Here is a 22,473-nt window from a genome sequence, read left to right on the forward strand (position 1 = left end):
CGCCGCGCTGTGCGAGGCCAAGGGCATCGGCCGCGACGACACGATCGTCTTCTACGGCGACACTCCCCGATTCGGGGAGCCGGGCCGGTCCCGTTTTCCCGCCCGTCACGGGCCGCCGTCCGGGATCAAGGAGTAGTCGTGGCCTGAACCGGACGGATCCGGCACGACTACTCCCTGATCGCGGGAGAACACCCGCCGGACGGGGGCGTCAGGGGCTGGTGCAGGTCGCTGCCGGGGCCGCGGCGGGGGTGCCGGCGCCGAGGTAGCCGAACGTCACCGACGTACCCGGGTTGAGCGAACCGTTCCAGCCGACGTTGCCGGCGGTCACCGCCCGGCCGGTCTGGGTGACGGTCGCGTTCCACGCCTGGGTGACCTGCTCGGCACCGGCGTAGCTGAACCGCACCGTCCAGCCGCCGATCGACGCCGTGCCCGCGTTGCGTACGGTCACCTCGCCCTGGAAGCCGCCCTGCCACTGGTTGACGATCCGGTGGGTGGCGGTGCACCCGCCGACCGGCGGCGGGGTGGTGGGCGGTGGAGTGGTGGGCGGTGGTGTCGTCGGTGGCGGGGTGGTCGGTGGCGGGGTGGTCGGGGTGACCCCGCCGAGGGCGGCGGTCAGGGCCGGCAGCCACCGGTCGGCGATCCGCCGGTCGCCGGCGGCGTTGGGGTGCACCCCGTCGTAGGTGTCGGTGGCGGTGCTGAATCCGGTCCACTGGTCGACGACCACGACCGGCGATCCCGCCCTGCTCTTGGCGGCGGCCCAGGCCGGGATCGCCGCGTTGAGCGCGACCACCCGCTGCCCGCACTCGCCGCAGGTGGGCGGCGCCATCGGGATGAGCTGCGCGACGAGGACCGTCATCGCCGGGTTGCTGGCCCGCATCTGGTCGACGAGCTTGTCGTACGCCGCGATGATGGTCGCCGTCGGCACGTTGCTCCAGGCGTCGTTGGTGCCGAAGTGCATCAGGACGATGTCGGGGCGGGTCGCCGACAGCCAGTTGGGCAGCTGGTTCTGGTTGGCGACCGTGGTGACCAGGGCGCCGCCGTGGCCCTCGTTGTCGCCGTCGTACGGCACTCCGCAGCCCTGCGGGCCGAGCGTGCCGACGAAGTCGATGTCGGTGTGACCGGCGGCGGTCAGCGAGTTCCACAGCATGGCGCGCCAGCAGCCGGGCGAGCCGGTGATGGAGTCGCCGAGCGGCATGACGCGGGTGGGGGCGGCGGCCGCGAGGGCGGCGGGGCCGGATGCGGGTCGTGGGTCGGGCGTGCCCGCGACGGCGGGCAGGGCGGCCACCGCGGTGGCGGCGAGCAGGCCGAGCACGGTGGCGACCGCGGCCGGGAGTGTCCGGCGGGTGGGCCTTCGGAGCATGGGGAACCGTCTCCTGTCAGGGTGATGGAGAAAGTGATGTCTGACGGCCCGGTGCTCCCGCCGTATTCAATCAGCTCCCATCGATGACAGCAATGCCGGCCGCGGTGCGGCATGACAGCAATGCCGGCCGCGGCGCGGCGATGACAGCAATGCCGGCCGCGGTGCGGTGTGACGGCAACGCCCGCCGGCGGGGCGGAATGGCGGCGCGGGCCGGGGCGGGCGAGGATGGGGCGGTGACCCCGCATACAACCGTGTCCAGGCTGGACCTGGGATATTTCGTCCGACCGGCCGCCGAGGTCGGCGGTCCGCTGCCGAGGGTGGAGCCGGTGCTGGCCTACCTGGTCCGCCGGCCGGAGGGGCTGCTGCTGTTCGACACCGGCATGGGGGCCGCCGACCCGGAGACCGAGGCGCACTACCGCCCGGTGCGGCGCCCGCTGGCCGGGGCGCTGGCGGCGGTCGGGGTGGCCGTCGACGACGTGTCGGTGGTGGTCAACTGCCACCTGCACTTCGACCACTGCGGCGGCAACCCGCTCTTCGCCGGCCGGCCCATCCTGGTCCAGGCGACCGAGTTGGCCACCGCCCGCGCCGGTGACTACACGTTCCCGGAGCTGGTGGACTTCGCCGGGGTCAGCTACCGGGAGGTCGACGGCGAGGCCGAGATCTGGCCGGGGGTCCGGGTGGTTCCGACACCCGGGCACACCGCCGGGCACCAGTCGCTGGTGGTCCGGGAGCCGGACGGCACGGTGGTGCTCGCCGGGCAGGCGCACGACTTCGCGTCGCAGTTCGGGTCGGACGAGCTGGCCCGGCGGGCCGGGCGCGACGGTGTGGCCGCGCCGCTGCCGGACTACCGGCGGTGGGTCGACCGGCTGCTGGAGTTCGATCCCCGGCGGGTCGTCTTCGCCCACGACGGGGCGGTCTGGGAGCCCTCCGGGAGCTGACTACCTGCTTCTATCGGCGGGTTTGCATGTATTGACAGGTCGTGTCGAAACAGTGAAGACTCTTTAGAGAGAGCGCTCTCACGTCCTCGTCAGTACGCCGTACCCCCGAAGGGAGTCCGCATGAGACGGACCCTGAGTGCGTTCGCGTCCGCAGCCACCGTCGCCGCCACTCTGGTGGCGATCCCGGCCGCCCCCGCCCTCGCCGCGCCCGCCGAGGCCCCGGACGCCGCCCCCGTCGTCGTCGCCCCCGTCGACGTGCCCGCCCCGATGCTCGCCGCCATGCAACGCGACCTCAAGCTCACCGCCGAGCAGGCCAGAGCCCGGCTGGCGGCCGAGGCCGCCGCGCCGGCCCTGGAACGCCGGCTGCGCGCCAGCCTGGGTACGTCCTTCGGCGGCTCCTGGCTCGAAGGTGACGGCAGCCGCCTGGTGGTCGGCGTGACGTCGGCCGCCGACGCCGCCGCCGTACGTGCCGCCGGTGCGCAGCCGCGCCTGGTGACCCGTACCGAGAAGCAGCTCGACTCGACCCGGGCGACGCTGGACGCCAACGCCCGCAAGGCCGGTTCCGCCGTCCACGCCTGGTACGTCGACCCGGCCAGCAACAGCGTCGTGGTGGTCGCCGAGGGTACGGGCGCCGCCGACTCGTTCGTCCGCGGCACGGGCGCCGACGCCCGCGGGGTGCGGGTCGTCGCCTCGACCGAGGCGCCCCGCACGATGTACGACATCCGGGGCGGCGACCAGTACCTGATCAACGGCAACACGCTGTGCTCGGTCGGGTTCTCGGTGGTCGGCGGGTTCGTGACCGCCGGGCACTGCGGCGGTGTCGGCAGCGGCACCGCCGGCTACAACAACGTCGCGCAGGGCACCGTGCGCGGCTCGTCGTTCCCCGGCAACGACTACGGCTGGGTGCAGACCAACGCCAACTGGACCCCGCGGCCGTGGGTCAACAACTACGCCGGTGGCAACGTGACCGTGGCGGGCTCGCAGGAGGCGGCGATCAACGCCTCGGTGTGCCGTTCGGGCCGGACGACCGGCTGGCGCTGTGGTGTGATCCAGGCCAAGAACGTCACGGTCAACTACGCCCAGGGTGCGGTGTACGGGATGACCCGCAGCAACGCCTGCGCCCAGGGTGGCGACTCCGGCGGGGCGTGGGTCTCCGGCAACCAGGCGCAGGGTGTGACCTCCGGCGGTTCGGGCAACTGCACGACCGGCGGCACGATGTACTTCCAGCCGGTCAACGAGATCCTCGGCGCGTACGGCCTCACCCTGGTCACCACCGGTGGCGGCAGCACCAGCCGGCTCATCGGGTACGCGAACAAGTGCATCGACGTGCCGAACTCCAACGGGGTCGACGGCCAGTACCTGCAGCTGTGGACGTGCAACGGCACCAACGCGCAGAACTGGACGTTCTCCGGCGACGGCACGGTCCGCGCCTTCGGCCTGTGCATGGACGTCGCCTGGGGTTCCACCGCCAACGGCGCGGTGATCCAGTTGGCGCGCTGCAGCGGCAACCCGGCCCAGCAGTTCGTCCTCAGTGGCGCGGGTGACCTGGTCAACCCGCAGGCGAACAAGTGCGTCGACGTGAGCGGCTGGAACTCCAACGACGGGGCCCGGCTGGTCCTGTGGGAGTGCCTCGGCGGTGCCAACCAGAAGTGGCGGCGCGGCTGATCCGGTAGCGGAGCCCCTTCCGCGGTCAGGCGCGGGAGGGGCTCCTTGCCGTGTGCTAACTTGGTCGAGTGACCAAGTTAGTCGACCGACCAAGCGACGGGAACGGCCCAGGGGGTGGCGACCCGGCGGGCGACGATCCGGGGCCCGACGGCCCGGGGCCCGACGGCCCGGGGCCCGACGGCCCGGGGCCCGACGGCCCGGGGCGCGGTGACCGGCGGCGGGCCGACCTCGTCGAGGCCGGCCTCGACCTGCTCGCCGAGTCCGGCTGGCCGGCGGTGACCAGCCGGCTCGTCGCCGCCCGCGCCGGCGCCAACGTCGGGCTCGTCCACTACCACTTCGGCGGCATGCCCCGGCTCCGCGTCGAGATCGCCCGCCGCGCCACCGACCTGCTCGTCCGGCCCGTCGTCGACGAACTGGTCGGCTGCCCCGACCCCCGGGCCGCCGGCGAACTGGTCCGGGCCGCGGCCGGGCTGCCCGGCGACGACCGGGCGGCCCGGCTCGCCGTCGAGATCACCGCCGCGGCCATCCGCGAACCCGAGGTCGGCCAGGTGCTGCGCGAGGCGTTCGTCGACGCCCGACGGCGGATCGCCGACTGGCTCGGTCAGCTACGTCCACACTGGACGACCGCCCGGCGGGGCGACACCGCGACGCTGCTCACCGCCGCCCTCGACGGCCTGCTCCTGCACCGGATGCTCGATCGCGACCTGGCGGCCGACGGCGCCGTCGCCATCCTCGCCGCACTGCTGGAGGCCGACGATGACTGACCACCCGGCGACCCCGCCCGCCGGCCCGGTCGCCGGGTCCCCGCCGCCCGCGGCCGCCGACCCGGCCGCCGTGCCGCCGAGCCGGAGCGGGGCGGCCGGCCGGCCCGGAGCCGGCGGCTGGCTCTTCGGTCCCGGCGCGACCCGGGCCGAGCAGGTGTTCGCCTGGCTGGCCGCCGCGGCCGGCCTGGCCGCCGTCGGCGTCGCCGCCCTCGATCTGGACTGGGCGTGGTGGCAGTCGCTGGTGGCGGCGGTGCTCGTCGTCGACCTGGCCGGCGGCGTGGTCGCCAACGGGCTCGACTCCGCCAAGCGCTTCTACCACGGTCCGCCCCCGGCCCACCTGCGGGCGACCGGCCGTTTCCTGCACCACCCGGTCGGCTTCGCGGCCGTGCACGTCCAGCCGATCGCCATCGGACTGCTCTTCGCCGGCGGTGTGTGGTGGTGGGGAACCCTCTGGTGGGCCGTCGCGCTGGCCGGCACCGTACTGGTGAACCGGTTGCCCGCCCACCTGGCCCGCCCGGCCGCCCTACTGGTGGTGACCGGTACGGTCTTCGCCGCACCGGCGGTGCCGGGACCGGACGGCTTCTGGTGGCTGCCGGCCGTGCTGACCCTGAAACTGGTGCTCGCCCACGCCGTCCCCGAACGGCCGCACCGGACTCACGACGCCTCGATCATCGCGACGACGTCGACGGTGGGTCGTACATCGCCGAACGTGCGGTAGATCGTGTGGAGTGCGGCGTTGTGGTCCCGGTCCCGTAGTGCCGCGTTGGCGTCGGCGACCATGATGACCCGGTAGCCCAGGGTGCTGGCGTCCCGCGCGGACGATTCGCAGCAGACGTTGGTGACCGTGCCGGTGATCAGGACCGTTTCGACACCCCGTGCGGCGAGCAGGTCGGGCAGCGGGGACCGGCCCGGGAAGAAGGCGCTCGCCGCGGTCTTCTCGACCAGCAGGTCGCCGTCGTGGATCTCGAACTCGTGCCACAGCCGGTCCCGGAGCGGGCCGGTGCCACCCGAGCGGCGGTACATCTCGGCGACCCGCGGCCCGTAGAACTCCACGGCCACCGCCGGCTGCCCGTCCGCCCCGGGCAGCACCCAGGGGACCGTTCCGCCGGCCCGGCGCAGGGTGTCGGCGATCCGGCCGATGTTGGGCACCACGCCCCGGCAGTATTCGTTCTGCGTCACGAAGAACGGCACCATGTCGACGACCACGAGTGCCGTCCGGTGTGGATCGAGGTGGCCGAACGCGTGCCGCCGGCCGCGCCGCTCCTCCTGCCGGGCGTACTCCCGATCCTCGATCAGCCATTCGTGGACCCTGCGCCGCCCGTCGGCCGCCATGGCAGACGACCCTACCGGCCGCCGCGGTACAGCGCCCGGGTGCGGCGGCCGCTGGCCCGCCGGGGTGCGCCGGCGGCGGCCGCGAGCACCGCGGCCAGTTCGTCGAAGCCGTCGCGGACGAGGCCGGCGGTGACCCGTACGTGGTCGCCGCCGAGCGGCCCGACCTCGAACGGCGTACCGGGGGCGACCGCGATCCCGTGACCGGCCAGCGCCAGCATCGCCACCTGCTGGTCGTGTACGGGCAGCCACAGGTTGATGCCGTCGGCGGCCGACGCCCGCACCCCGTGCCCGGCCAGGGCGGTGAGCAGCCGGACGCGGCGGCGGGCGTACTCGGCGCGGGCGGCGCCGACGGCCCGGACCGCGTCCGGGTCGGTGAGCAGGTCGAGCAGTACGCCCTGGAGCACCCGGCTGGACCAGCCGGGCCCGAGCAGCCGGCGGTCGGCGACCGCGGTCACCACCTGCGCCGGGCCGCCGATCGCGGCGAGCCGCAGGTCGGGGCCGTGCGACTTGGAGAAGCTGCGGACGTGTACGACCCGGTCGGGCAGCCACTCGCCGAGCGACAGCGCCGGTGCCGAGGCGATGTCGCCGGCGTGGTCGTCCTCGATGACGGTGAGCCCCGGGTGGGGGCGCAGGACGGTGGCGAGCGCGGCGGCCCGCGCCGCCGACATCGAGATCCCGGTCGGGTTCTGCGCCCGTGGTTGCAGGACCAGCGCGGCCGGCTCGTCCGACAGGGCGGCGGCCAGTGCGGTCGGGTCCAGGCCCTCGTCGTCCATCGGCACCGGTACGGGCACCGCGCCGACCGACTCGAGCAGGTCGAGCATCGGCGGGAAGGTCGGGTTCTCGACCAGGACGCGGTCGCCGAAGTGGACGGTGCGGGCCAGGATCCGGTCCAGCGCGTCGAGCGCGCCGTCGACGACGGTGAGCCGTTGCGGCGGGTACGGCCACCGTTCGCGCAGCGCCTCCTCGAGCCGGGGCAGCACCGGTTCCTCGAGGTAGCTGGGGGTGAGCCGGGTGTCGCCGATGCGGCGCAGCGCCGGGGCGAGGTCGGGCAGCAGGTCGTGGTCGGGTACCCCGGTGGACAGGTCGTGCGGCAGGGTCGCGGGGCTGGCGGTGAGCCGGGCGTACCGCATCCGGTGCCGGGGCCGGATCGGGGCGAGGACGTAGGTGCCGGAGCGCCCCCGGGTCTGGATCGCGCCGGCACCGGCCAGCGAGCGCCACGCCTCGCTGACCGTGGTGGGGCTGATCCCGAGCTCGCGGGCGACGACGCGGACTGTCGGCAGGCGGGTGCCGGCGGGCAGCGTGCCGTCGCGCACCAGACGGCTCACCGCCGCGGCGATCCCACGGGCGGTACGGTCGTTGACCGCTTCGGCGATGAGCTGCAGCATGTTACTTCTCCGCAATCCGCCGTAACGAATTGGTTATTGTCCACCCGGACTTGTGTCACTAAAGTCCTACGCCATCCGTCCGGAAATCCACAAGGTCCGAAAAAAGCTCCACGCCGACGAGCGCCGCGACGATGCGGCGACGAGGAGGGATTGGTCATGGCGGACATCGTCCGTGCCGCGATCGTGCAGACGAACTGGACCGGTGACAAGGAGTCGATGATCAAGGCCCATGAGGAGTACGCCCGCCAGGCGGCCGCCCAGGGTGCCAGGGTCATCTGCTTCCAGGAACTGTTCTACGGCCCGTACTTCTGCCAGGTGCAGGACAAGGAGTTCTACTCGTACGCCGAGTCGGTGCCCGGCCCGACCACCGAGCGGTTCCAGGCCCTCGCCGCCGAGTTGGGCATGGTCATGGTGCTGCCGATGTACGAGCAGGAACAGCCCGGCGTCCTCTACAACACCGCGGCCGTGGTCGACGCCGACGGCAGCTACCTCGGTAAATACCGGAAGACCCACATTCCGCAGGTCAAAGGCTTCTGGGAGAAGTTCTACTTCCGTCCCGGCAACCTCGGATACCCCACCTTCGACACCGCGGTCGGCCGCATCGGCGTCTACATCTGCTACGACCGGCATTTCCCCGAGGGCTGGCGTGCCCTCGGCCTGGCCGGCGCCAAGATCGTCTTCAATCCGTCGGCGACCAGCCGCGGCCTGTCGGCCTACCTGTGGAAGCTGGAGCAGCCGGCCAGCGCGGTCGCCAACGAGTACTTCATCGGCGCGATCAACCGCACCGGCGTCGAGGAACTCGGCGACAACGACTTCTACGGCACGTCGTACTTCGTCGACCCCGAGGGCAAGTTCGTCGGCGAGGTCGGCGACGACCACAACCCGGAACTGATCGTGCGCGACCTCGACATGGGCCTGCTCGACGAGGTACGCGACCGGTGGGCGTTCTACCGCGACCGCCGCCCGGACGCCTACGACAGCCTCGTCAAGCCGTAAGGGAGCCGACCACCATGTCCCTGCTGATCACCGGCGGCACCGTCGTCGGCCCGAGCGGCTCGTACCCCGCCGACGTGCTCGTCGAGGGCGAGAAGATCGCCGCGCTGTTCGTTCCGGGCGGCGGCCCCGACGGCGTCGAGACCGTCGACGCCACCGGCAAGTACGTCATCCCGGGCGGGATCGACGCGCACACCCACATGGAGCTGCCGTTCGGCGGCACCAACGCCTCGGACACCTTCGACACCGGCACCCGGGCGGCGGCCTTCGGCGGCACCACCACCATCATCGACTTCGCCGTGCAGCGCACCGGCGAGGTGGTGCAGGACGGGCTCGCCGCCTGGCACGCCAAGGCCGAGGGCAACTGCCACGTCGACTACGCCTTCCACATGATCCTCGGCGGCGTCGACGACGACTCGCTCAAGGCGATGGACCAGCTCGTCACCGACGAGGGGATCTCCAGCTTCAAGCTGTTCATGGCGTACCCGGGGGTGTTCTACTCCGACGACGGCCAGATCCTGCGGGCGATGCAGAAGGCCCGGGACAACGGTGCGATGATCATGATGCACGCCGAGAACGGCATCGCGATCGACGTGCTGGTCCAGCAGGCACTCTCCCGTGGCGAGACCGACCCGGTCCACCACGGGCTGACCCGACCCGAGGCGATGGAGGCCGAGGCGACGCACCGGGCCATCCGGCTCGCCGAGGTGGCCCAGGACTGCCCGCTCTACATCGTGCACCTGTCGGCCAGCCAGGCCCTGGAGCAGGTCGCCGCGGCCCGCGACGCCGGCCGCAACGTCTTCGCCGAGACCTGCCCGCAGTACCTCTACCTGACGCTGGAGGACCAGCTCGGCGCGCCCGGCTTCGAGGGCGCCAAGTGGGTCTGCTCCACCCCGCTGCGCAGCGGCAAGGAACACCACCACCGCGACCTGTGGAAGGGCCTGCGCAGCAACGACCTGGCGATCGTCTCCACCGACCACTGCCCGTTCTGCTTCAAGGACCAGAAGGAGCTGGGCCTCGGCGACTTCTCCAAGATCCCCAACGGGATCGGCGGTGTCGAGCACCGGGTCGACCTGGTCTACCAGGGCGTCGTCGACGGCAAGCTGTCGCTGGAACGCTGGGTCGAGACGATCTCCACCACCCCGGCCCGGATGTTCGGCCTCTACCCGCGCAAGGGCGTCATCGCCCCCGGCTCCGACGCCGACATCGTGCTCTACGACCCGGCCGGCCGGACCCGGATCAGCGCCGAGACGCACCACATGAACATGGACCACTCGGCGTACGAGGGGTACGAGATCGCCGGCAAGGTCGACACCGTGATCTCCCGGGGCACCGTCGTCGTCGCCGGCGGCGCCTACCACGGCCGCAAGGGCCACGGTCGCTACCTGCCCCGCGGCCTGTCGTCGTACCTCGTCTGAGCCCGGGGGAGCTGAACATCATGGACATCGGTGTCGTGTTCCAGTGCGACCCGCCCGCCCGCGAGGTCGTCCGGCTGGCCCGGCAGGCCGAGGCGGCCGGCTTCAGCCACGTGTGGACGTTCGACTCGCACCTGCTGTGGCAGGAGCCGTTCGTCATCTACTCGCAGATCCTGGCCGAGACCTCCCGGGTCATGGTCGGGCCGATGGTCACCAACCCCGGCACCCGGGACGTGACGGTGACCGCGTCGCTGTTCGCCACCCTCAACGAGATGTACGGCAACCGCACCGTCTGCGGCATCGGCCGGGGCGACTCGGCGCTGCGGACGCTGGGCTACCAGCCGACGACCATCGCCGAACTGCGGGACAGCGTCAACGTCATCCGCGACCTCGCCAACGGGCGGGCCGCCACCTACCGGGGGGCGCAGGTGCACTTCCCGTGGGCGGCCGGCGGCGAACTGGAGGTGTGGGTCGCCGCGTACGGGCCGCGGGCGCTGGCCCTGACCGGCGAGGTCGGCGACGGCTACATCCTGCAACTCGCCGACCCGGACCTCGCCGCCTGGATGATCTCCACGGTGCGTTCCGCGGCGGAGAGGGCCGGCCGCGACCCGGCCGCGATCAAGTTCTGCGTGGCCGCGCCCGCCTACGTCGGCGACGACCTGGCCCACCAGCGCGACCAGACCCGCTGGTTCGGTGGCATGGTCGGCAACCACGTCGCCGACATCGTCGCCCGGTACGGCGCCAGCGGCGCGGTACCGCCGGCGCTCACCGACTACATCCGGGGCCGGCAGGGCTACGACTACGCCGAGCACGGCCGGGCCGGCAACAGCCACACCGACTTCGTGCCGGACGAGATCGTCGACCGGTTCTGCGTCCTCGGCCCGGTCGAGGCGCACCTGGAGAAGCTGCGGGTGCTGCGCGAACTGGGCGTCGACCAGTTCGCGGTCTACCTCCAGCACGACAACAAGGAGCACACCCTCGCCGCGTACGGCGAGCACATCATCCCGGCCCTGCGCGGCGAGACGCCGAAGCCCACCCCGGCGGCCGCGTGAGTCTCGGACAGACCTGGCGGCGCCGGGCGCGGGTGGCCCTGGGCGTCGTCGGGGCGCTGGTCGTCGGGGTGCTGCTGTGGGAGGGCTACAAGGCGGTCGGTGACCCGGACGGGACGGTGGTGCTCGGGGTACGGCTGCTGCCCCGGGCCGACGACGCGGCGATGCCGCACGTCGCCGACATCGTCGGCCGGTTCGCCGACCCGGAACTCGCCGGCGGCGACCCGATCGGCCTGGTCGTGCTGTCGGCGTGCCTGTTCACGCTGCGCTCGGTGGCGGTCGGGTTCGGACTCGGGGCACTGGTGGGGCTGCTGCTCGCGGTGCTGATGCAGCGGCTGCGGGTGGTCGAGCGGGGCCTGCTGCCGTACGTGGTGCTGTCGCAGACGGTGCCGCTGATCGCGCTCGCCCCGGTCATCGCCGGCTGGGGCGGCGGGCTGTCGCTGGGGGCGTACCCGTGGCAGCCCTGGATGTCGGTCGCCACGATCGCCTCGTACCTGGCGTTCTTCCCGGTCGCGGTCGGGATGCTGCGCGGGTTGCAGTCGCCGGCGCCGATCGCCGAGGAACTGATGCACAGCTACGCGGCCGGCTGGTGGCGGACCCTGGTCAAGCTCCGGCTGCCGGCGTCGCTGCCGTACCTGTTCCCGGCGCTGCGGCTGGCCGGCGCCGCCGCGGTCGTCGGCGCCGTGGTCGGCGAGATCTCGACCGGTACCCGGGGCGGCATCGGCCGGCTGGTGATCGAGTACTCCCGGGAGGCGACCGCCGACCCGGCGAAGGTCTACACCGCGATGATCGGCGCGGCGCTGCTCGGGCTGGTGGTCGCGGCCGTCGTCGGCGCGCTGGAGTTCCTGTTGTCCCGACAGCGGAAGGTATACCCGTGACCGAGCGGAGCGAGGTGGCTGTCGCGCTGACCGGCGTGACCAAGGTGTTCAACCCGGGCCGCCCCGACGAGGTGACCGCCCTGACCGGCGTCGACCTCACCGTCGGCCGGGGCGGCTTCGTCTCGCTGATCGGCCCGTCCGGCTGCGGCAAGTCGACCCTGCTGCGGCTGGTCGCCGACCTGGTCGCGCCGACGACCGGGACGGTGACCGTCGCCGGCAAGCCGGCCCGGACGGCCCGCCTCGACCAGGAGTACGGCATCGCCTTCCAGCAGGCCGGGCTCTTCGAGTGGCGGACCGTGGCACGCAACGTGGAACTGCCGCTGGAACTGCGTGGCACCGGCCGCCGCGAGCGCCGGGAACGGGCGCGGGAGATGCTCGACCTGGTCGGTCTCGCCGACTTCGCCGACCACTATCCGGCCCAGTTGTCCGGCGGCATGCAGCAGCGGGTGGCGATCGCGCGGGCCCTCGCCGTGCATCCGCCGCTGCTGCTGATGGACGAGCCGTTCGGCGCGCTCGACGAGATGACCCGGGAACGGTTGCAGGACGAACTGTTGCGGATCTGTGCCAGCACCGGCACCACCACGATCTTCGTCACGCACTCGATCCCGGAGGCGGTCTACCTGTCCGACCGGGTGGTGGTGATGTCGGCCCGGCCGGGGCGGATCACCGAGGTGGTCGACGTCGATCTCGGCCCGCGTGGGGAGGCGACCCGGCAGTCCGAGGAGTTCTTCGCCGGTATCACCCGGGTCCGCCGGGCGCTGCGCGGTGGCCCGGCGGACGGTGCCGTACCCGCCGCGGCCGGTCCGGCGACGCCGGTGGGGGAGCGGTGACCAGCACCGTCGACCCGGTGGTGGCCGCCGATCCGGCCGCGCCGGTCGCATTGTCCCGGCGCCGCCGGTACGGTCGCGGCCCGCTGGGTACGGTCCTGCCGCCGCTGATCTTCGGCGTCGGCGGGCTGCTGCTGTGGGAGGCGACCGTCGTGCTCGGCCGGGTGGCGCCGTTCATCCTGCCGGCGCCGTCGGCGATCGGAAGGGAGTTCGGCGGCAACTTCGCCGTCATCTGGCAGGCCGGTCTGGCCAGTGGCGCCAACGCCCTGGTCGGCCTGCTCGCCGGGGCCGTGGTCGGCATCCTCGCCGCGATGCTGGCCGGCCGGTTCCGTTTCCTGGGCGAGGTGTCGGTGCCGGTGGCGGCCGCCCTCAACGCGCTGCCGATCATCGCGCTCGCCCCGATCCTCAACAACATGTTCGAGTCCACCAGCAGCATCCCCCGGCGGCTGGTGGTCGCGATCGTGGTGTTCTTCCCCGTGTTCGTCAACACGTCGCGCGGGCTGCGCCTGGTCGACCCGACGCACCGGGAGCTGATGGACAGCTACGCGGTGCGGGGCTGGACCTTCACCCGGCTGGTCCGGCTGCCCGGCGCGCTGCCGTTCGTCTTCACCGGACTGCGCCAGGCTTCCTCCCTGGCGGTCATCGCGGCGGTGGTCGCCGAATACTTCGGCGGTCTCCAGGACGGCCTCGGTTCCCGGATCACCTCGGCGGCGGCGCTCACCGCGTACCCGCGGGCCTGGGCCTTCGTGGTCGGTGCGTGCGTACTCGGGCTCGTCTTCTATCTCGTCGCACTCGGCCTGGAACGTCTCGCGACGCCGTGGCGCGCGCGGCGGCCCGGTTGAGCGGACCCGCTCCGCACCTGCCCGCCCGGTCCGCCACCCCCGGCGGCCGGCGGTCGAACCCCCAACAGTCGGAGGACCGATGAGAACCAACACCCGGCGGCTGGTCGCCGGTCTACTGATGTGCGCCGTGCTCGCCGGCTGCGGTACGGCCGACAACGGCGCCACGGCACCCACCACGAGCGGCGGCCTGACCAAGGTCAAGTTGCAGTTGCAGTGGTTCGTGCAGGCCCAGTTCGCCGGCTACATCGCCGCCGTCGACCGGGGCTTCTACAAGGAGGAGGGTCTCGACGTCGAGATCCTCGAGGGCGGCGTCGACATCGTGCCGCAGACCGTCCTCGCCCAGGGCAACGCCGACTTCGCGGTGGCCTGGGTGCCCAAGGCGCTGGCCTCGCGCGAGCAGGGTGCCGGCATCACCAACATCGGCCAGATCTTCCAGCGGTCCGGCACCTACCAGGTGAGTTTCGCCGACAAGAACATCCGTACGCCGGCCGACCTGAAGGGCAAGAAGGTCGGCAACTGGGGCTTCGGCAACGAGTTCGAGCTGTTCGCCGGCATGACCAAGGCCGGCCTCGACCCGGGCCGGGACGTCACCCTGGTGCAGCAGCAGTTCGACATGCAGGCGCTGCTGCGCGGCGACATCGACGCCGCACAGGCGATGAGCTACAACGAGTACGCGCAGTTGCTGGAGGCGAAGGACCCCGCGACGGGGCAGCTCTACCAGCCGTCGGCGTTCACGGTGCTGGACTGGAACGTGGTCGGCACGGCGATGCTCCAGGACGCGCTGTGGGCCAACACCGCCCGGCTCGACGACGCGGCCTACCAGGACGTCGCGGTCCGGTTCCTCAGCGGCACGATCAAGGGCTGGGCGTACTGCCGGGACAATCCCGAGCAGTGTCGGGACATGGTCGTGGCCAAGGGCTCCAAGCTGGGCGCGAGCCACCAACTGTGGCAGACGAACGAGGCGAACAAGCTGGTGTGGCCGGCGCCGAACGGCATCGGCGTCATCGACGAGGCGGCGTGGAACGCGACCGTCGACCTGTCGCTGACCACGCGCAACCAGGACGGTCAGACGGTGCTGACGAAGCAGCCCGAGGGGCTGGCGTACACCAACGACTACGTACGCCGGGCACTGGACGCGGTCCGGGCGGACGGGATCGACGTGACCGGCGCCGGCTTCCAGCCGCTGACGGTGACGCTGGCGGAGGGCGGCGTCTGACCGGCCCGGCGTAGCGCTCGACCGTGGGGTGGCCACCGCCGGTGGCCACCCCCACGGCGTCCCACCCCTTGGAATTACCTATCAAACCTATAGGTTTTCTGGGCTAGTCTGGAGCGCGGTTGCACCGCACGAGAACCGCGAGGACTGGTTCATGACACTCACCTCCCCGGCCCCGACCGACCTGCACGCGGTCGCCCGGCGCCACGCGGCCGACCCGGCGTCCTGGCCGGTACGACCCCACTTCGACCCGGTCGACCGCTGGTACCACCGGCTCGCCGTCGCCGCCGACCACGAGGTCTGGCTGCTGACCTGGCTGCCCGGCCAGCACACCGACCTGCACGACCACGGCGGCTCTTCGGGCGCCTTCGTCGTGGTGTCGGGCACCCTGACCGAGGAGGTCGTCGCCGGCGGCCGGCTGCGGCCCGCCCGGCTGCCGGCCGGCGCCGGGCGCCGGTTCGGCGCACACCACGTGCACCGGGTCGCCAACCGCGACGACGAGCCGGCCGTCAGCCTGCACGTCTACGGTCCGGCCCTGCGCACCATGACCCGCTACCGTCTCGCCGGCGGCCGGCTGCGGGTGGCCGAGGTGGAGATGGCCGGCGTCTCCTGGTGACGACAGCCCGCGAGAAAGGCGCAGACAAGTGAGCGTCCGGCAGAAGACCCCCGACCTGAGCTGTCCGGCCCGGCCACCGGCCGGTGCCCGCGGCATCGACCAGATCCTCGAACAGGCCCGGACCCGGCTGCACCGGATGGACCCGGAGACCGCCCACCTCGCCCACCGGGGCGGCGCGGTCCTCGTCGACATCCGGCCGGCCGCCCAGCGGGCCGCCCACGGCACGATCCCCGGTGCGCTCGTCGTCGAGCGCAACGTCCTGGAGTGGCGCTTCGACCCGCGCAGCGGCGCCCGGCTGCCGGTCGCCGACCGGTACGACCTGCCGGTGGTGGTCTTCTGCCAGGAGGGCTACACCTCGTCCCTGGCCGCCGCCGCGCTCCAGGACCTGGGGCTGCACCTGGCCACCGACATCGCCGGCGGGTTCGCCGCCTGGCGGATCGCCGGACTGCCGGCGTTCGGGCCGACCGACATCTACGCGCACCTGACCGTTGCACCCGCGGCGACCGCCGCAGGGGTGAACACCTGATCTCCCGCGCCATCCCGCGAGGGGTCACCACCACCGAGGAGGACCCATGACGGTCACCGCGATCTCCCCACGCGCAACCCAGTCGCCCGGCCACCCCCGCCCGGCGCTGTCCCGGCGCCGCCCGGCCACGCCGCCGGAGGCGCCACCGCAGCGGGAGCGGGACACCCTGGCGGCCCTGACCGTGACCGTCGACATCAGCCTCGGCGCCGGCGGCACCTCGCCGGAGGCCACCCAGCTCCTGGAGATGGTCCGTGACCTGGTCGAGCGCGGCGGCGGCACGGTGACCGTGGCGCCGCACCCGCAGGACCGGCCGGCCGGCGCGTTCCCGCCCCGTCCGGTGAACGGCGCCGACGACACCGACCCGACGGTCGGGGCGGGACCGGAGCCCGCCGACGACGACCCGGAGGTGCTGCGCGTCTTCGCCTCGTCGCGGGTGGTGACCCGGGCCGGCGCCGAGGTGCCGCTGACCCGGCTCGAGTTCGACCTGCTGCTGTTCCTCGCCGAGCACCCGCGCCGGGTCTTCACCCGCCTCCAGTTGCTCAACAGCGTGTGGGGCTACGACCACGCCGTGGCCCGCACCGTCGACGTGCACGTCCGCCGGCTGCGCGCCAAGATCGGCGAGCGGGTGCCGCTGGTGACCACCGTGTACGGGGTGGGCTACCGTCTCGCCGACGAGGCCCGGGTGCACATCCGGCACGGGGCGTGAACCGACCCCGCCATGCTCCCGGTCAGGCCAGCCAGGCGGCCGCCAGGGCCAGCGTGACCGCGCCGGCGAGCGTCGACAGCACCACGGTGTCGCGGGCCAGGCCCGCCGACCGCCGGTAGCGGGTCGCGAACACGAACACGTTCTGCGCGGTCGGCAGGGCGGAGGTGACGACCGCGGCCAGCAACGCCGGCCCGGAAAGGCCGAGGGCGTACCGGGCGACGACGTACGCCACCAGCGGCTGCACCAGCACCTTCAGCGCGACGGCCAGGTAGCGGTCGCGGGTGTCGTCGGCCGGCGCGAACGGCTTGCTGCCCGGCAGCGACACGCCCAGCGCGATCAGGGCCAGCGGTACGGCCGCCGAGCCGACCACCTCGACCGGGGCCAGCACGGCCTCGGGCGGCCGCCACCCGACCGCCGACACGAGCAGCCCGAGCGCGGAGGCGAGCATCACCGGGTTGCGGACCGGCAGCAGCAGGAGCCGCCGTGGCGACGGGCGCCGGCCGGTCGTGGTCACGTCGAGCACGGCGAGCGCCAACGGGGCGGCCAGCAGCACCTGGAAGAGCAGCACCGGCGCGATGAACGACACGTCGCCCAGGACGTACGCGGCGATCGGGATGCCGAGGTTGCCGGCGTTGACGTACGACGCGGCCAGGGTGCCGATCGTCACCTGCCCGGCGTCGCGGCGCCACCACAGCCCGGCGACCAGCGCATATCCCGCGGCGACGGCGAGCGTGCTGGCGACGAACGCGGCGAGCGCGGGCGTGAACACGTCGCCCGGTGACGCTCCGGCCAGGGTGACGAACAGCAGGGCCGGCGTCGCCACGTAGAAGGCGAGCCGGGCCAGCACCTCGGCGCCGTGCGGACCGAGCAGGTCGCGCCGCCCGACGAGATATCCGAGGGCGGTGACCGCCCAGATGGTCGCGAATCCGGTTAGTACCCCAGGCATCGGACCATCCTCCCGGCCCGCTACTATTTTCCCGTCCTCGGTACGCAGAGCGAGCAATCGATTCCCGTACGTCGGTTGTTTGTCACATTCCCGCAACGCCGAAGACCCTTGACCGCTGCTCCGGTGGCCGGAAGCATCGGTTCGTGCCTTGGGGGAGGTCCCTGCGGCGCACCCGACGTTCGGACCCGCAAGGAGGACCATGTCGGTCAGCCCCGCACCATCGCGTGCCGGATGGCACATGCCGCAACCGGCAGGTCCGGGCCGCCCACCGGCGGCCTCCCGCCGGCCCGCCAGTTCGGCGAGCACCGGCAGCCCACCGGCCGGCGGCCCCGCCGGTCCAGCCGCTTCGACCGGTACGGCCGGTCCGGCGCTGACGGTGACCCTGTCGATCCCGCTCGCCAACGAGGAGGCGCTGACGCCGCCGGCCCGCCGGCTGCTCGACGCCGCCCGGGAGCTGCTGGCCAGCGGCGACGGCGCGGTCAACGTCGTGGTCGCCGGCGAGCCGCGGGTCGACGTGGTCGGCCCGCGCCGGCCCGTACGCGCGGCCCCGCCCAGCCCGGCACCCGGCCCCGGCCTGCACCTGATGCTCGCCTCGCGGACCGTCATGCTCGACGGCGAGCCGCTGCCGCTGACCAAGCTGGAGTTCGACCTCCTGCACCACCTCGTCGCGCACCCCCGGCGGGTCTTCACCCGCCAGCAACTGCTCGACGCGGTGTGGGGATACGCGCAGACCGGCGAACGGACCGTCGACGTCCACATCCGACGGCTGCGGGTGAAGATCGGCGAGCGGGTGCCGCTGGTGACGACCGTCTACGGTGTCGGCTACCGCCTCGCCGACGACGCCCCGATCACCATCGACCACAACGGCTGACCATCCTGAACGTACGTCCCATCGCGCCGGCGCGGCTCGTCGACGAACTCGTCGACCGGCTGGCCGACGAGCACCCCGGCCACCGGCTGCGGGTCGCCGTCGACGGCGCGCCCGCCGCCGCACCCGACCGGCTCGCCGACGCGCTGGTCGACCCGCTGCGGACCCGGGGCCGGCCGACGCTGCGGGTGGCCGCCGGCGACTTCCTGCGCCCCGCCTCCCTGCGATACGAGCAGGGCCGCACCAACCCGGACTCGTTCTACTGGGGCTGGCTCGACGAGGCCGGGCTGCGCCGCGAGGTGCTCGACCCCGCCGGCCCGGACGGCACCGGCCGGATCCTGCCGTCGCTGTGGAACGCCGAGACCGACCGGGCCAGCCGCGCCGACTACGCGACCCTGCCACCCGGCGGGATCGTCGTCGTCAGCGGCGCCCTCCTGCTCGGCGGCGGCCTGCCGTTCGACTTCTCCGTCCACCTGGTCCTGTCGGCGGCCGCCCTCGCCCGGCGCACCGCCGCCGACGAGGCGTGGACACTGCCCGCCTACGCCCGATACGCCGACGAGGTGGCACCGCAGTCGTTCGCCGACGTCGTCGTACGGATGGACGACCCGCGCCACCCGGCCCTGGTCGAGCCCACCTGACCGGGTGGATCTTCCGCCGGAGTGGTTTGGCGGAGCTCGGGCCGGGGTATCCCGCCGGCTCAAGGTGGTCAACGGTGCACGCACCCGACCGGTCACCGTCACTTCTCCTGAAAGGCCAGGCAGCGCATGCTCGTCAACGAAGCGGTCGGCACGCGCCAGGTCGACGTCGACCAGATCCGACTCTCGCTGCAGGCTCGCCACGACGAGCTGTCCAACGAATACGAGGAGGCGGTCGCGCAGAGCCAGGTGCTCCGACTGGTCGAGGTCGGCGACACGGCCGGCGACGACCAGGCCGACAGCGGTACCAAGACCGCGGAGCGGGACACCGCACAGTCCCTGCTGCGGACCATCCTGGACCGCCGGGCCCAGTACGAGCACGCCCTGAGCCGCCTGGCCGAGGGCACGTACGGCCGGTGCGAGGGCTGCACCGAGCCCATCCCGGTCGAACGGCTGGAGATCTACCCGTCGGCGACCACCTGCGTGCAGTGCAAGCAGACCCGCGAACGGCGGGCCGCCTGAGCCCCGTCACCCGTCGTGGGTGACGTCCTGGTCGGTACCGCCTCCTGGACCGACCGCACCCTGCTCGACTCGGGCTGGTACCCGGCCTCGGCCGACACACCCGAGAAGCGGCTGGCGTACTACGCCGGCAGGTTCCCGATCGTCGAGGTTGACGCGACGTACTACTCGCCGCCGGCGGAGCGGACAGCGCAGTTGTGGGCTGCCCGCACGCCGGCGGCGTTCACGTTCAACATCAAGGCGTTCAGCCTGCTCACCGGCCACCCGACGAAGGTGTCGGCGATCTACAAGGACCTGCGGCCGCAGACCGACAAGCGCAACGTCTATCCCGACGACCTGCCCCCGCAGACCTACGAGGAGATCTGGACCCGGTTCCTCTCCGCGCTCGACCCGCTGGCCGACGCCGGCAAGCTCGGCGCCGTCCTCTTCCAGTTCCCACCCTGGTACGCCATCTCCCGCGCCCACAAGGAATACCTGATCGAGGTACGCGACCGCTGCCGCCCGCTCCGGGCGGTCTTCGAGTTCCGGCACGAATCATGGTTCAAGGGCGCCAACCGCGACGAGACGCTGGACTTCCTGCGCGGGCACCGGCTGCCGTACGTGGCCGTCGACATGCCGCAGGGCCACCGGTCGTCGGTGCCGCCGGTGCTCTCCGCCACCGCCGACCTCGCCGTCGTCCGGTTCCACGGCCACAGCGACAAGTGGACCAGCCGCGACATCCACGAGAAGTTCGGCTACGACTACTCCGACCGGGAGTTGCGCGACTGGGCGCCGAAACTGCGCGAACTCGCCGACTCGGCCGACCGGACCCACGTGCTGATGAACAACTGCTACCGCGACTTCGCCCAGAAGAACGCGCGTACCCTCACCGAACTGCTCGCCGGCTGATCCCGGCCCGGTTCGTCCGGGCCGGATTCGTCCGGGCCGGATTCGTCCGGGCCGGGTGAGGCCGGCTCACCCGGCGCCGGGGCAGGCTGGCGACGGCCGGTGGCACCCGGGTCGCCGTCGCCGGAGAGAGGAGTGGTGCCGCGATGAGCAAGACGCCGCAAGCCGCCATCGACACCTCGATGGACAAGCTCAACCTCATCCTGAAGGAGATCGAAGAGGCGTACGGGTGGCCGAAGGAACGCCGCGCCCAGTCGTACGCCGCACTCCGGTCGGTCCTGCACGTGCTGCGTGACCGCCTGCCGGTGCAGGAGAGCGCGGAGTTCGCCGCGCAGCTGCCGCTGATCGTCCGGGGCCTGTACTACGAGGGCTGGGACCCGGCCGCGGTGCCGATGAAGATGGGCCGCGAGGAGTTCCTCGACCGGGTCCGCCAGGACTTCCGCCGCGACCTGCCGGGCGGCGCCGAACTGCTGGTGCAGACCACGTTGCAGGCGCTGCACCGGCACGTCACCGAGGGCGAGTGGCAGGACGTGAAGAGCGACATGCCCACCGAACTCGCGGCCATCATCCCCTGACCGGGGCGGGGCTCGCTGGCATCCCGCGGGTGGGGCGCCGGCCGGGGTGCGTGCGGGCGCGTTCCGGTGATCGTCTGCGGTTCGGGCGGCGCCGGAACGGCGTGTCGAGTGCCGGTGACCGCAGACGATCACCTGTCGCCCCGGCGGGGCCGCCCGGGTGGGGACTAAGGTGGACGGGCGGACCGTGACTGGCGACGGCCCCGACCGGGGGCCGGAGTGGATCACCACGGGGGAGCGGCCGCGCCGAACCACTCCGCGCGCCGTACGCCTGGGCACCGGGGACCGACATCGTCGAGAGGTCCCCGCCCGTGTCCGAACAGGTCACCACCACCGCCCGTCCGCTGCCCGGCGCACCCGTCGCCGAAGCCGTCTACGCCGAGGTCACCGACCGGGTCGCCGCCCTGCGGGCCGCCGGCACGGTGCCCGCGCTGGCCACCGTCCTGGTCGGCGACGACCCGGCCAGCGCCGGCTACATCCGGATGAAGCAGCAACGAGCCGCCGACCTCGGCTTCGCCTCACCGCACCTGCACCTGCCCGCCGACGCCTCCACGGCCGACCTGGCCGCCGCGATCGACTCGCTCAACGCCGACCCGGCCGTACACGCGATCCTGATCCAGCACCCGATCCCGGCCCACCTCGACTACGCGCGGGCGCTGCTGCGCATCGACCCGGCCAAGGACGTCGACGGCCTGCACCCGACCAGCCTCGGCCGGCTCGCCGCCGGACTTCCCGGCCCGGTGCCGTGCACGCCCGCCGGCATCGAGGCGCTCCTCGCCTTCCACGATGTGCCGGTCGCCGGCCGCGACGTCGTCGTGCTCGGCCGGGGCACCACACTCGGCCGGCCGCTGGCGATGCTGCTGGCCCAGAAGCGGGCCACCGCCGACGCGGCGGTCACCGTCGTGCACAGCGGGGTACCGGACTGGGCGCGGCACACCCGGCGCGCCGACATCGTCATCGCCGCGGTCGGCGTACCCGGCATCCTGCGCCCGGAGCACATCCGGCCCGGTGCGGTCGTCGTCGGCGGCGGGGTCCGCTACGAGGGCCGTCGCCTGCTGCCCGACGTCGACGAGGCGTGCGAGGCGGTGGCCGGTGCGATCACGCCCCGGGTCGGCGGCGTCGGCCCGACCACGGTCGCGATGCTCTTCCGCAACGCCGTCGAACTGGCCGAGCAGGCAACCCACCCCTGATCCCGCCACCCCACCCACCCCGGGGTCCGGCCCCCGCCCACTCCGCCCACTCCGCCCTCGCCCCCGCGCCCGTCGCCCGCCCCCGGGTCCCGCCTGCCCTCCCGGACGTGCGCGGAGCGCACCGCGCCCGCTGTCCGCCCTCCCCGCCGCCCGCCGCCTGCCCCCCTCAGCGTTGATCAAGGAGTAGTTGAGTCACAAACGGCCCGAAACGGGCACGCTTGCTCCTCGATCACGCGGGCGAGTGCGTCGGGCGCGGGACTGTTTCGCGAACGGTGTTTCCGGCGATCTTGGTTAGTAGGTTTCAGCGGCCGGGAAGCGGTCGCTGAAGGTGATGGCGAAGGCGTTCAAC

Annotated in this window: 24 protein-coding genes; 20 read left to right on the forward strand and 4 right to left on the reverse strand. The window is 73.0% G+C overall.

Annotated elements, in window-relative coordinates; translation table 11 throughout:
- Nucleotides 1–208: 208 nt before the first annotated feature.
- The gene (locus tag AB0I42_RS34180; RefSeq protein WP_357543899.1) at nucleotides 209–1,360 is read right to left on the reverse strand and encodes a cellulose binding domain-containing protein; all 1,152 of its coding nucleotides are present in this window, start codon (nucleotides 1,358–1,360) and stop codon (nucleotides 209–211) included.
- A gap of 251 nt (nucleotides 1,361–1,611) precedes the next feature.
- Here AB0I42_RS34180 and AB0I42_RS34185 point away from each other — a divergent pair, with 251 nt between their 5' ends.
- The 4 genes from AB0I42_RS34185 to AB0I42_RS34200 all read left to right on the forward strand — a co-directional run bounded on the left by AB0I42_RS34185 (nucleotide 1,612) and on the right by AB0I42_RS34200 (nucleotide 5,445).
- A complete protein-coding gene (locus AB0I42_RS34185; RefSeq protein ID WP_357543900.1) occupies nucleotides 1,612–2,298 on the forward strand; it encodes an MBL fold metallo-hydrolase in 687 nt (228 codons plus the stop codon).
- Between the two features lie 120 nt (nucleotides 2,299–2,418).
- Nucleotides 2,419–3,963: a ricin-type beta-trefoil lectin domain protein gene (locus AB0I42_RS34190; protein ID WP_357543901.1), complete on the forward strand. Its 1,545-nt coding sequence runs from the start codon at nucleotides 2,419–2,421 to the stop codon at nucleotides 3,961–3,963.
- A 68-nt stretch (nucleotides 3,964–4,031) separates the two neighbouring features.
- On the forward strand, nucleotides 4,032–4,727 hold the full coding sequence (locus tag AB0I42_RS34195; protein WP_357543902.1) for a TetR/AcrR family transcriptional regulator: 696 nt from the start codon (nucleotides 4,032–4,034) through the stop codon (nucleotides 4,725–4,727).
- Nucleotides 4,720–5,445, forward strand: a complete 726-nt coding sequence (locus AB0I42_RS34200; protein ID WP_357543903.1) for a hypothetical protein — start codon at nucleotides 4,720–4,722, stop codon at nucleotides 5,443–5,445. The genes AB0I42_RS34195 and AB0I42_RS34200 overlap by 8 nt, the downstream gene beginning before the upstream one ends.
- On the opposite strand, the gene AB0I42_RS34205 is transcribed toward AB0I42_RS34200, so the two are convergent.
- Together AB0I42_RS34205 and AB0I42_RS34210 are read right to left on the reverse strand one after the other, a co-directional pair.
- The gene (locus tag AB0I42_RS34205) at nucleotides 5,382–6,059 is read right to left on the reverse strand and encodes an isochorismatase family cysteine hydrolase (protein ID WP_357543904.1); all 678 of its coding nucleotides are present in this window, start codon (nucleotides 6,057–6,059) and stop codon (nucleotides 5,382–5,384) included. The genes AB0I42_RS34200 and AB0I42_RS34205 overlap by 64 nt on opposite strands.
- 11 nt (nucleotides 6,060–6,070) lie before the next feature.
- Nucleotides 6,071–7,444: an aminotransferase class I/II-fold pyridoxal phosphate-dependent enzyme gene (locus tag AB0I42_RS34210; RefSeq protein WP_357543905.1), complete on the reverse strand. Its 1,374-nt coding sequence runs from the start codon at nucleotides 7,442–7,444 to the stop codon at nucleotides 6,071–6,073.
- 156 nt (nucleotides 7,445–7,600) lie between these two features.
- Between AB0I42_RS34210 and AB0I42_RS34215 the strand changes: the two genes are divergently transcribed.
- From AB0I42_RS34215 to AB0I42_RS34260, 10 genes are all read left to right on the forward strand, one after another.
- Nucleotides 7,601–8,440, forward strand: coding sequence for a nitrilase-related carbon-nitrogen hydrolase (locus tag AB0I42_RS34215; protein ID WP_357543906.1), 840 nt, complete (start codon nucleotides 7,601–7,603; stop codon nucleotides 8,438–8,440).
- Between the two features lie 14 nt (nucleotides 8,441–8,454).
- The gene (gene hydA / locus AB0I42_RS34220) at nucleotides 8,455–9,855 is read left to right on the forward strand and encodes a dihydropyrimidinase (protein ID WP_357543907.1); all 1,401 of its coding nucleotides are present in this window, start codon (nucleotides 8,455–8,457) and stop codon (nucleotides 9,853–9,855) included.
- Nucleotides 9,856–9,875: 20 nt separating this feature from the next.
- Entirely contained in the window at nucleotides 9,876–10,904 is a 1,029-nt protein-coding gene (locus AB0I42_RS34225; protein WP_357543908.1) for a TIGR03842 family LLM class F420-dependent oxidoreductase, read from the forward strand.
- On the forward strand, nucleotides 10,901–11,779 hold the full coding sequence (locus AB0I42_RS34230) for an ABC transporter permease subunit (protein ID WP_357543909.1): 879 nt from the start codon (nucleotides 10,901–10,903) through the stop codon (nucleotides 11,777–11,779). The genes AB0I42_RS34225 and AB0I42_RS34230 overlap by 4 nt, the downstream gene beginning before the upstream one ends.
- Nucleotides 11,776–12,609, forward strand: a complete 834-nt coding sequence (locus AB0I42_RS34235; RefSeq protein WP_357543910.1) for an ABC transporter ATP-binding protein — start codon at nucleotides 11,776–11,778, stop codon at nucleotides 12,607–12,609. Before AB0I42_RS34230 ends, AB0I42_RS34235 begins: the two co-directional genes overlap by 4 nt.
- Nucleotides 12,606–13,448 (forward strand): ABC transporter permease, encoded by an 843-nt coding sequence (locus AB0I42_RS34240; protein WP_357543911.1) that lies wholly within the window; start codon nucleotides 12,606–12,608, stop codon nucleotides 13,446–13,448. The genes AB0I42_RS34235 and AB0I42_RS34240 overlap by 4 nt, the downstream gene beginning before the upstream one ends.
- A 79-nt stretch (nucleotides 13,449–13,527) precedes the next feature.
- The gene (locus AB0I42_RS34245) at nucleotides 13,528–14,664 is read left to right on the forward strand and encodes an ABC transporter substrate-binding protein (RefSeq protein ID WP_357543912.1); all 1,137 of its coding nucleotides are present in this window, start codon (nucleotides 13,528–13,530) and stop codon (nucleotides 14,662–14,664) included.
- 151 nt (nucleotides 14,665–14,815) lie between these two features.
- Nucleotides 14,816–15,277 (forward strand): cysteine dioxygenase family protein, encoded by a 462-nt coding sequence (locus tag AB0I42_RS34250; RefSeq protein WP_357543914.1) that lies wholly within the window; start codon nucleotides 14,816–14,818, stop codon nucleotides 15,275–15,277.
- A gap of 136 nt (nucleotides 15,278–15,413) precedes the next feature.
- Nucleotides 15,414–15,803, forward strand: a complete 390-nt coding sequence (locus AB0I42_RS34255) for a rhodanese-like domain-containing protein (protein WP_357543924.1) — start codon at nucleotides 15,414–15,416, stop codon at nucleotides 15,801–15,803.
- Between the two features lie 46 nt (nucleotides 15,804–15,849).
- Nucleotides 15,850–16,509 carry a winged helix-turn-helix domain-containing protein gene (locus AB0I42_RS34260; RefSeq protein WP_357543915.1) on the forward strand — a complete coding sequence of 220 codons (660 nt, stop codon included), beginning with the start codon at nucleotides 15,850–15,852 and terminating at the stop codon, nucleotides 16,507–16,509.
- Nucleotides 16,510–16,531: 22 nt separating this feature from the next.
- Here AB0I42_RS34260 and AB0I42_RS34265 read toward each other — a convergent pair whose 3' ends face one another.
- Nucleotides 16,532–17,455: an AEC family transporter gene (locus AB0I42_RS34265; RefSeq protein WP_357543916.1), complete on the reverse strand. Its 924-nt coding sequence runs from the start codon at nucleotides 17,453–17,455 to the stop codon at nucleotides 16,532–16,534.
- A gap of 199 nt (nucleotides 17,456–17,654) precedes the next feature.
- Here AB0I42_RS34265 and AB0I42_RS34270 point away from each other — a divergent pair, with 199 nt between their 5' ends.
- From AB0I42_RS34270 to AB0I42_RS34295, 6 genes are all read left to right on the forward strand, one after another.
- Entirely contained in the window at nucleotides 17,655–18,326 is a 672-nt protein-coding gene (locus AB0I42_RS34270) for a winged helix-turn-helix domain-containing protein (protein ID WP_357543917.1), read from the forward strand.
- A gap of 5 nt (nucleotides 18,327–18,331) precedes the next feature.
- Entirely contained in the window at nucleotides 18,332–18,961 is a 630-nt protein-coding gene (locus AB0I42_RS34275; RefSeq protein WP_357543925.1) for a uridine kinase, read from the forward strand.
- A 126-nt stretch (nucleotides 18,962–19,087) separates the two neighbouring features.
- Nucleotides 19,088–19,480, forward strand: coding sequence for a TraR/DksA C4-type zinc finger protein (locus tag AB0I42_RS34280; RefSeq protein WP_357543918.1), 393 nt, complete (start codon nucleotides 19,088–19,090; stop codon nucleotides 19,478–19,480).
- Nucleotides 19,481–19,495: 15 nt separating this feature from the next.
- Entirely contained in the window at nucleotides 19,496–20,365 is an 870-nt protein-coding gene (locus tag AB0I42_RS34285) for a DUF72 domain-containing protein (RefSeq protein WP_357543919.1), read from the forward strand.
- A 143-nt stretch (nucleotides 20,366–20,508) separates the two neighbouring features.
- Nucleotides 20,509–20,937: a DUF2267 domain-containing protein gene (locus AB0I42_RS34290; RefSeq protein WP_357543920.1), complete on the forward strand. Its 429-nt coding sequence runs from the start codon at nucleotides 20,509–20,511 to the stop codon at nucleotides 20,935–20,937.
- Nucleotides 20,938–21,245: 308 nt separating this feature from the next.
- Nucleotides 21,246–22,124, forward strand: a complete 879-nt coding sequence (locus tag AB0I42_RS34295; RefSeq protein WP_357543921.1) for a tetrahydrofolate dehydrogenase/cyclohydrolase catalytic domain-containing protein — start codon at nucleotides 21,246–21,248, stop codon at nucleotides 22,122–22,124.
- Nucleotides 22,125–22,473 lie beyond the last annotated feature (349 nt).

The sequence above is a fragment of the Polymorphospora sp. NPDC050346 genome (assembly GCF_040655695.1).
Classification (GTDB): Bacteria; Actinomycetota; Actinomycetes; order Mycobacteriales; family Micromonosporaceae; genus Polymorphospora; species Polymorphospora lycopeni.

Excerpts from the sequence above, each read along its gene's own strand:
- AB0I42_RS34180 (WP_357543899.1), bottom strand. The coding sequence starts at position 1,360 with ATGCTCCGAAGGCCCACCCGCCGGACACTCCCGGCCGCGGTCGCCACC.
- AB0I42_RS34190 (WP_357543901.1), top strand. The coding sequence starts at position 2,419 with ATGAGACGGACCCTGAGTGCGTTCGCGTCCGCAGCCACCGTCGCCGCC.
- AB0I42_RS34200 (WP_357543903.1), top strand. The coding sequence starts at position 4,720 with ATGACTGACCACCCGGCGACCCCGCCCGCCGGCCCGGTCGCCGGGTCC.
- AB0I42_RS34205 (WP_357543904.1), bottom strand. The coding sequence starts at position 6,059 with ATGGCGGCCGACGGGCGGCGCAGGGTCCACGAATGGCTGATCGAGGAT.
- AB0I42_RS34210 (WP_357543905.1), bottom strand. The coding sequence starts at position 7,444 with ATGCTGCAGCTCATCGCCGAAGCGGTCAACGACCGTACCGCCCGTGGG.
- AB0I42_RS34215 (WP_357543906.1), top strand. The coding sequence starts at position 7,601 with ATGGCGGACATCGTCCGTGCCGCGATCGTGCAGACGAACTGGACCGGT.
- hydA (WP_357543907.1), top strand. The coding sequence starts at position 8,455 with ATGTCCCTGCTGATCACCGGCGGCACCGTCGTCGGCCCGAGCGGCTCG.
- AB0I42_RS34225 (WP_357543908.1), top strand. The coding sequence starts at position 9,876 with ATGGACATCGGTGTCGTGTTCCAGTGCGACCCGCCCGCCCGCGAGGTC.
- AB0I42_RS34245 (WP_357543912.1), top strand. The coding sequence starts at position 13,528 with ATGAGAACCAACACCCGGCGGCTGGTCGCCGGTCTACTGATGTGCGCC.
- AB0I42_RS34250 (WP_357543914.1), top strand. The coding sequence starts at position 14,816 with ATGACACTCACCTCCCCGGCCCCGACCGACCTGCACGCGGTCGCCCGG.
- AB0I42_RS34255 (WP_357543924.1), top strand. The coding sequence starts at position 15,414 with ATGGACCCGGAGACCGCCCACCTCGCCCACCGGGGCGGCGCGGTCCTC.
- AB0I42_RS34260 (WP_357543915.1), top strand. The coding sequence starts at position 15,850 with ATGACGGTCACCGCGATCTCCCCACGCGCAACCCAGTCGCCCGGCCAC.
- AB0I42_RS34265 (WP_357543916.1), bottom strand. The coding sequence starts at position 17,455 with ATGCCTGGGGTACTAACCGGATTCGCGACCATCTGGGCGGTCACCGCC.
- AB0I42_RS34270 (WP_357543917.1), top strand. The coding sequence starts at position 17,655 with ATGTCGGTCAGCCCCGCACCATCGCGTGCCGGATGGCACATGCCGCAA.
- AB0I42_RS34280 (WP_357543918.1), top strand. The coding sequence starts at position 19,088 with ATGCTCGTCAACGAAGCGGTCGGCACGCGCCAGGTCGACGTCGACCAG.
- AB0I42_RS34290 (WP_357543920.1), top strand. The coding sequence starts at position 20,509 with ATGAGCAAGACGCCGCAAGCCGCCATCGACACCTCGATGGACAAGCTC.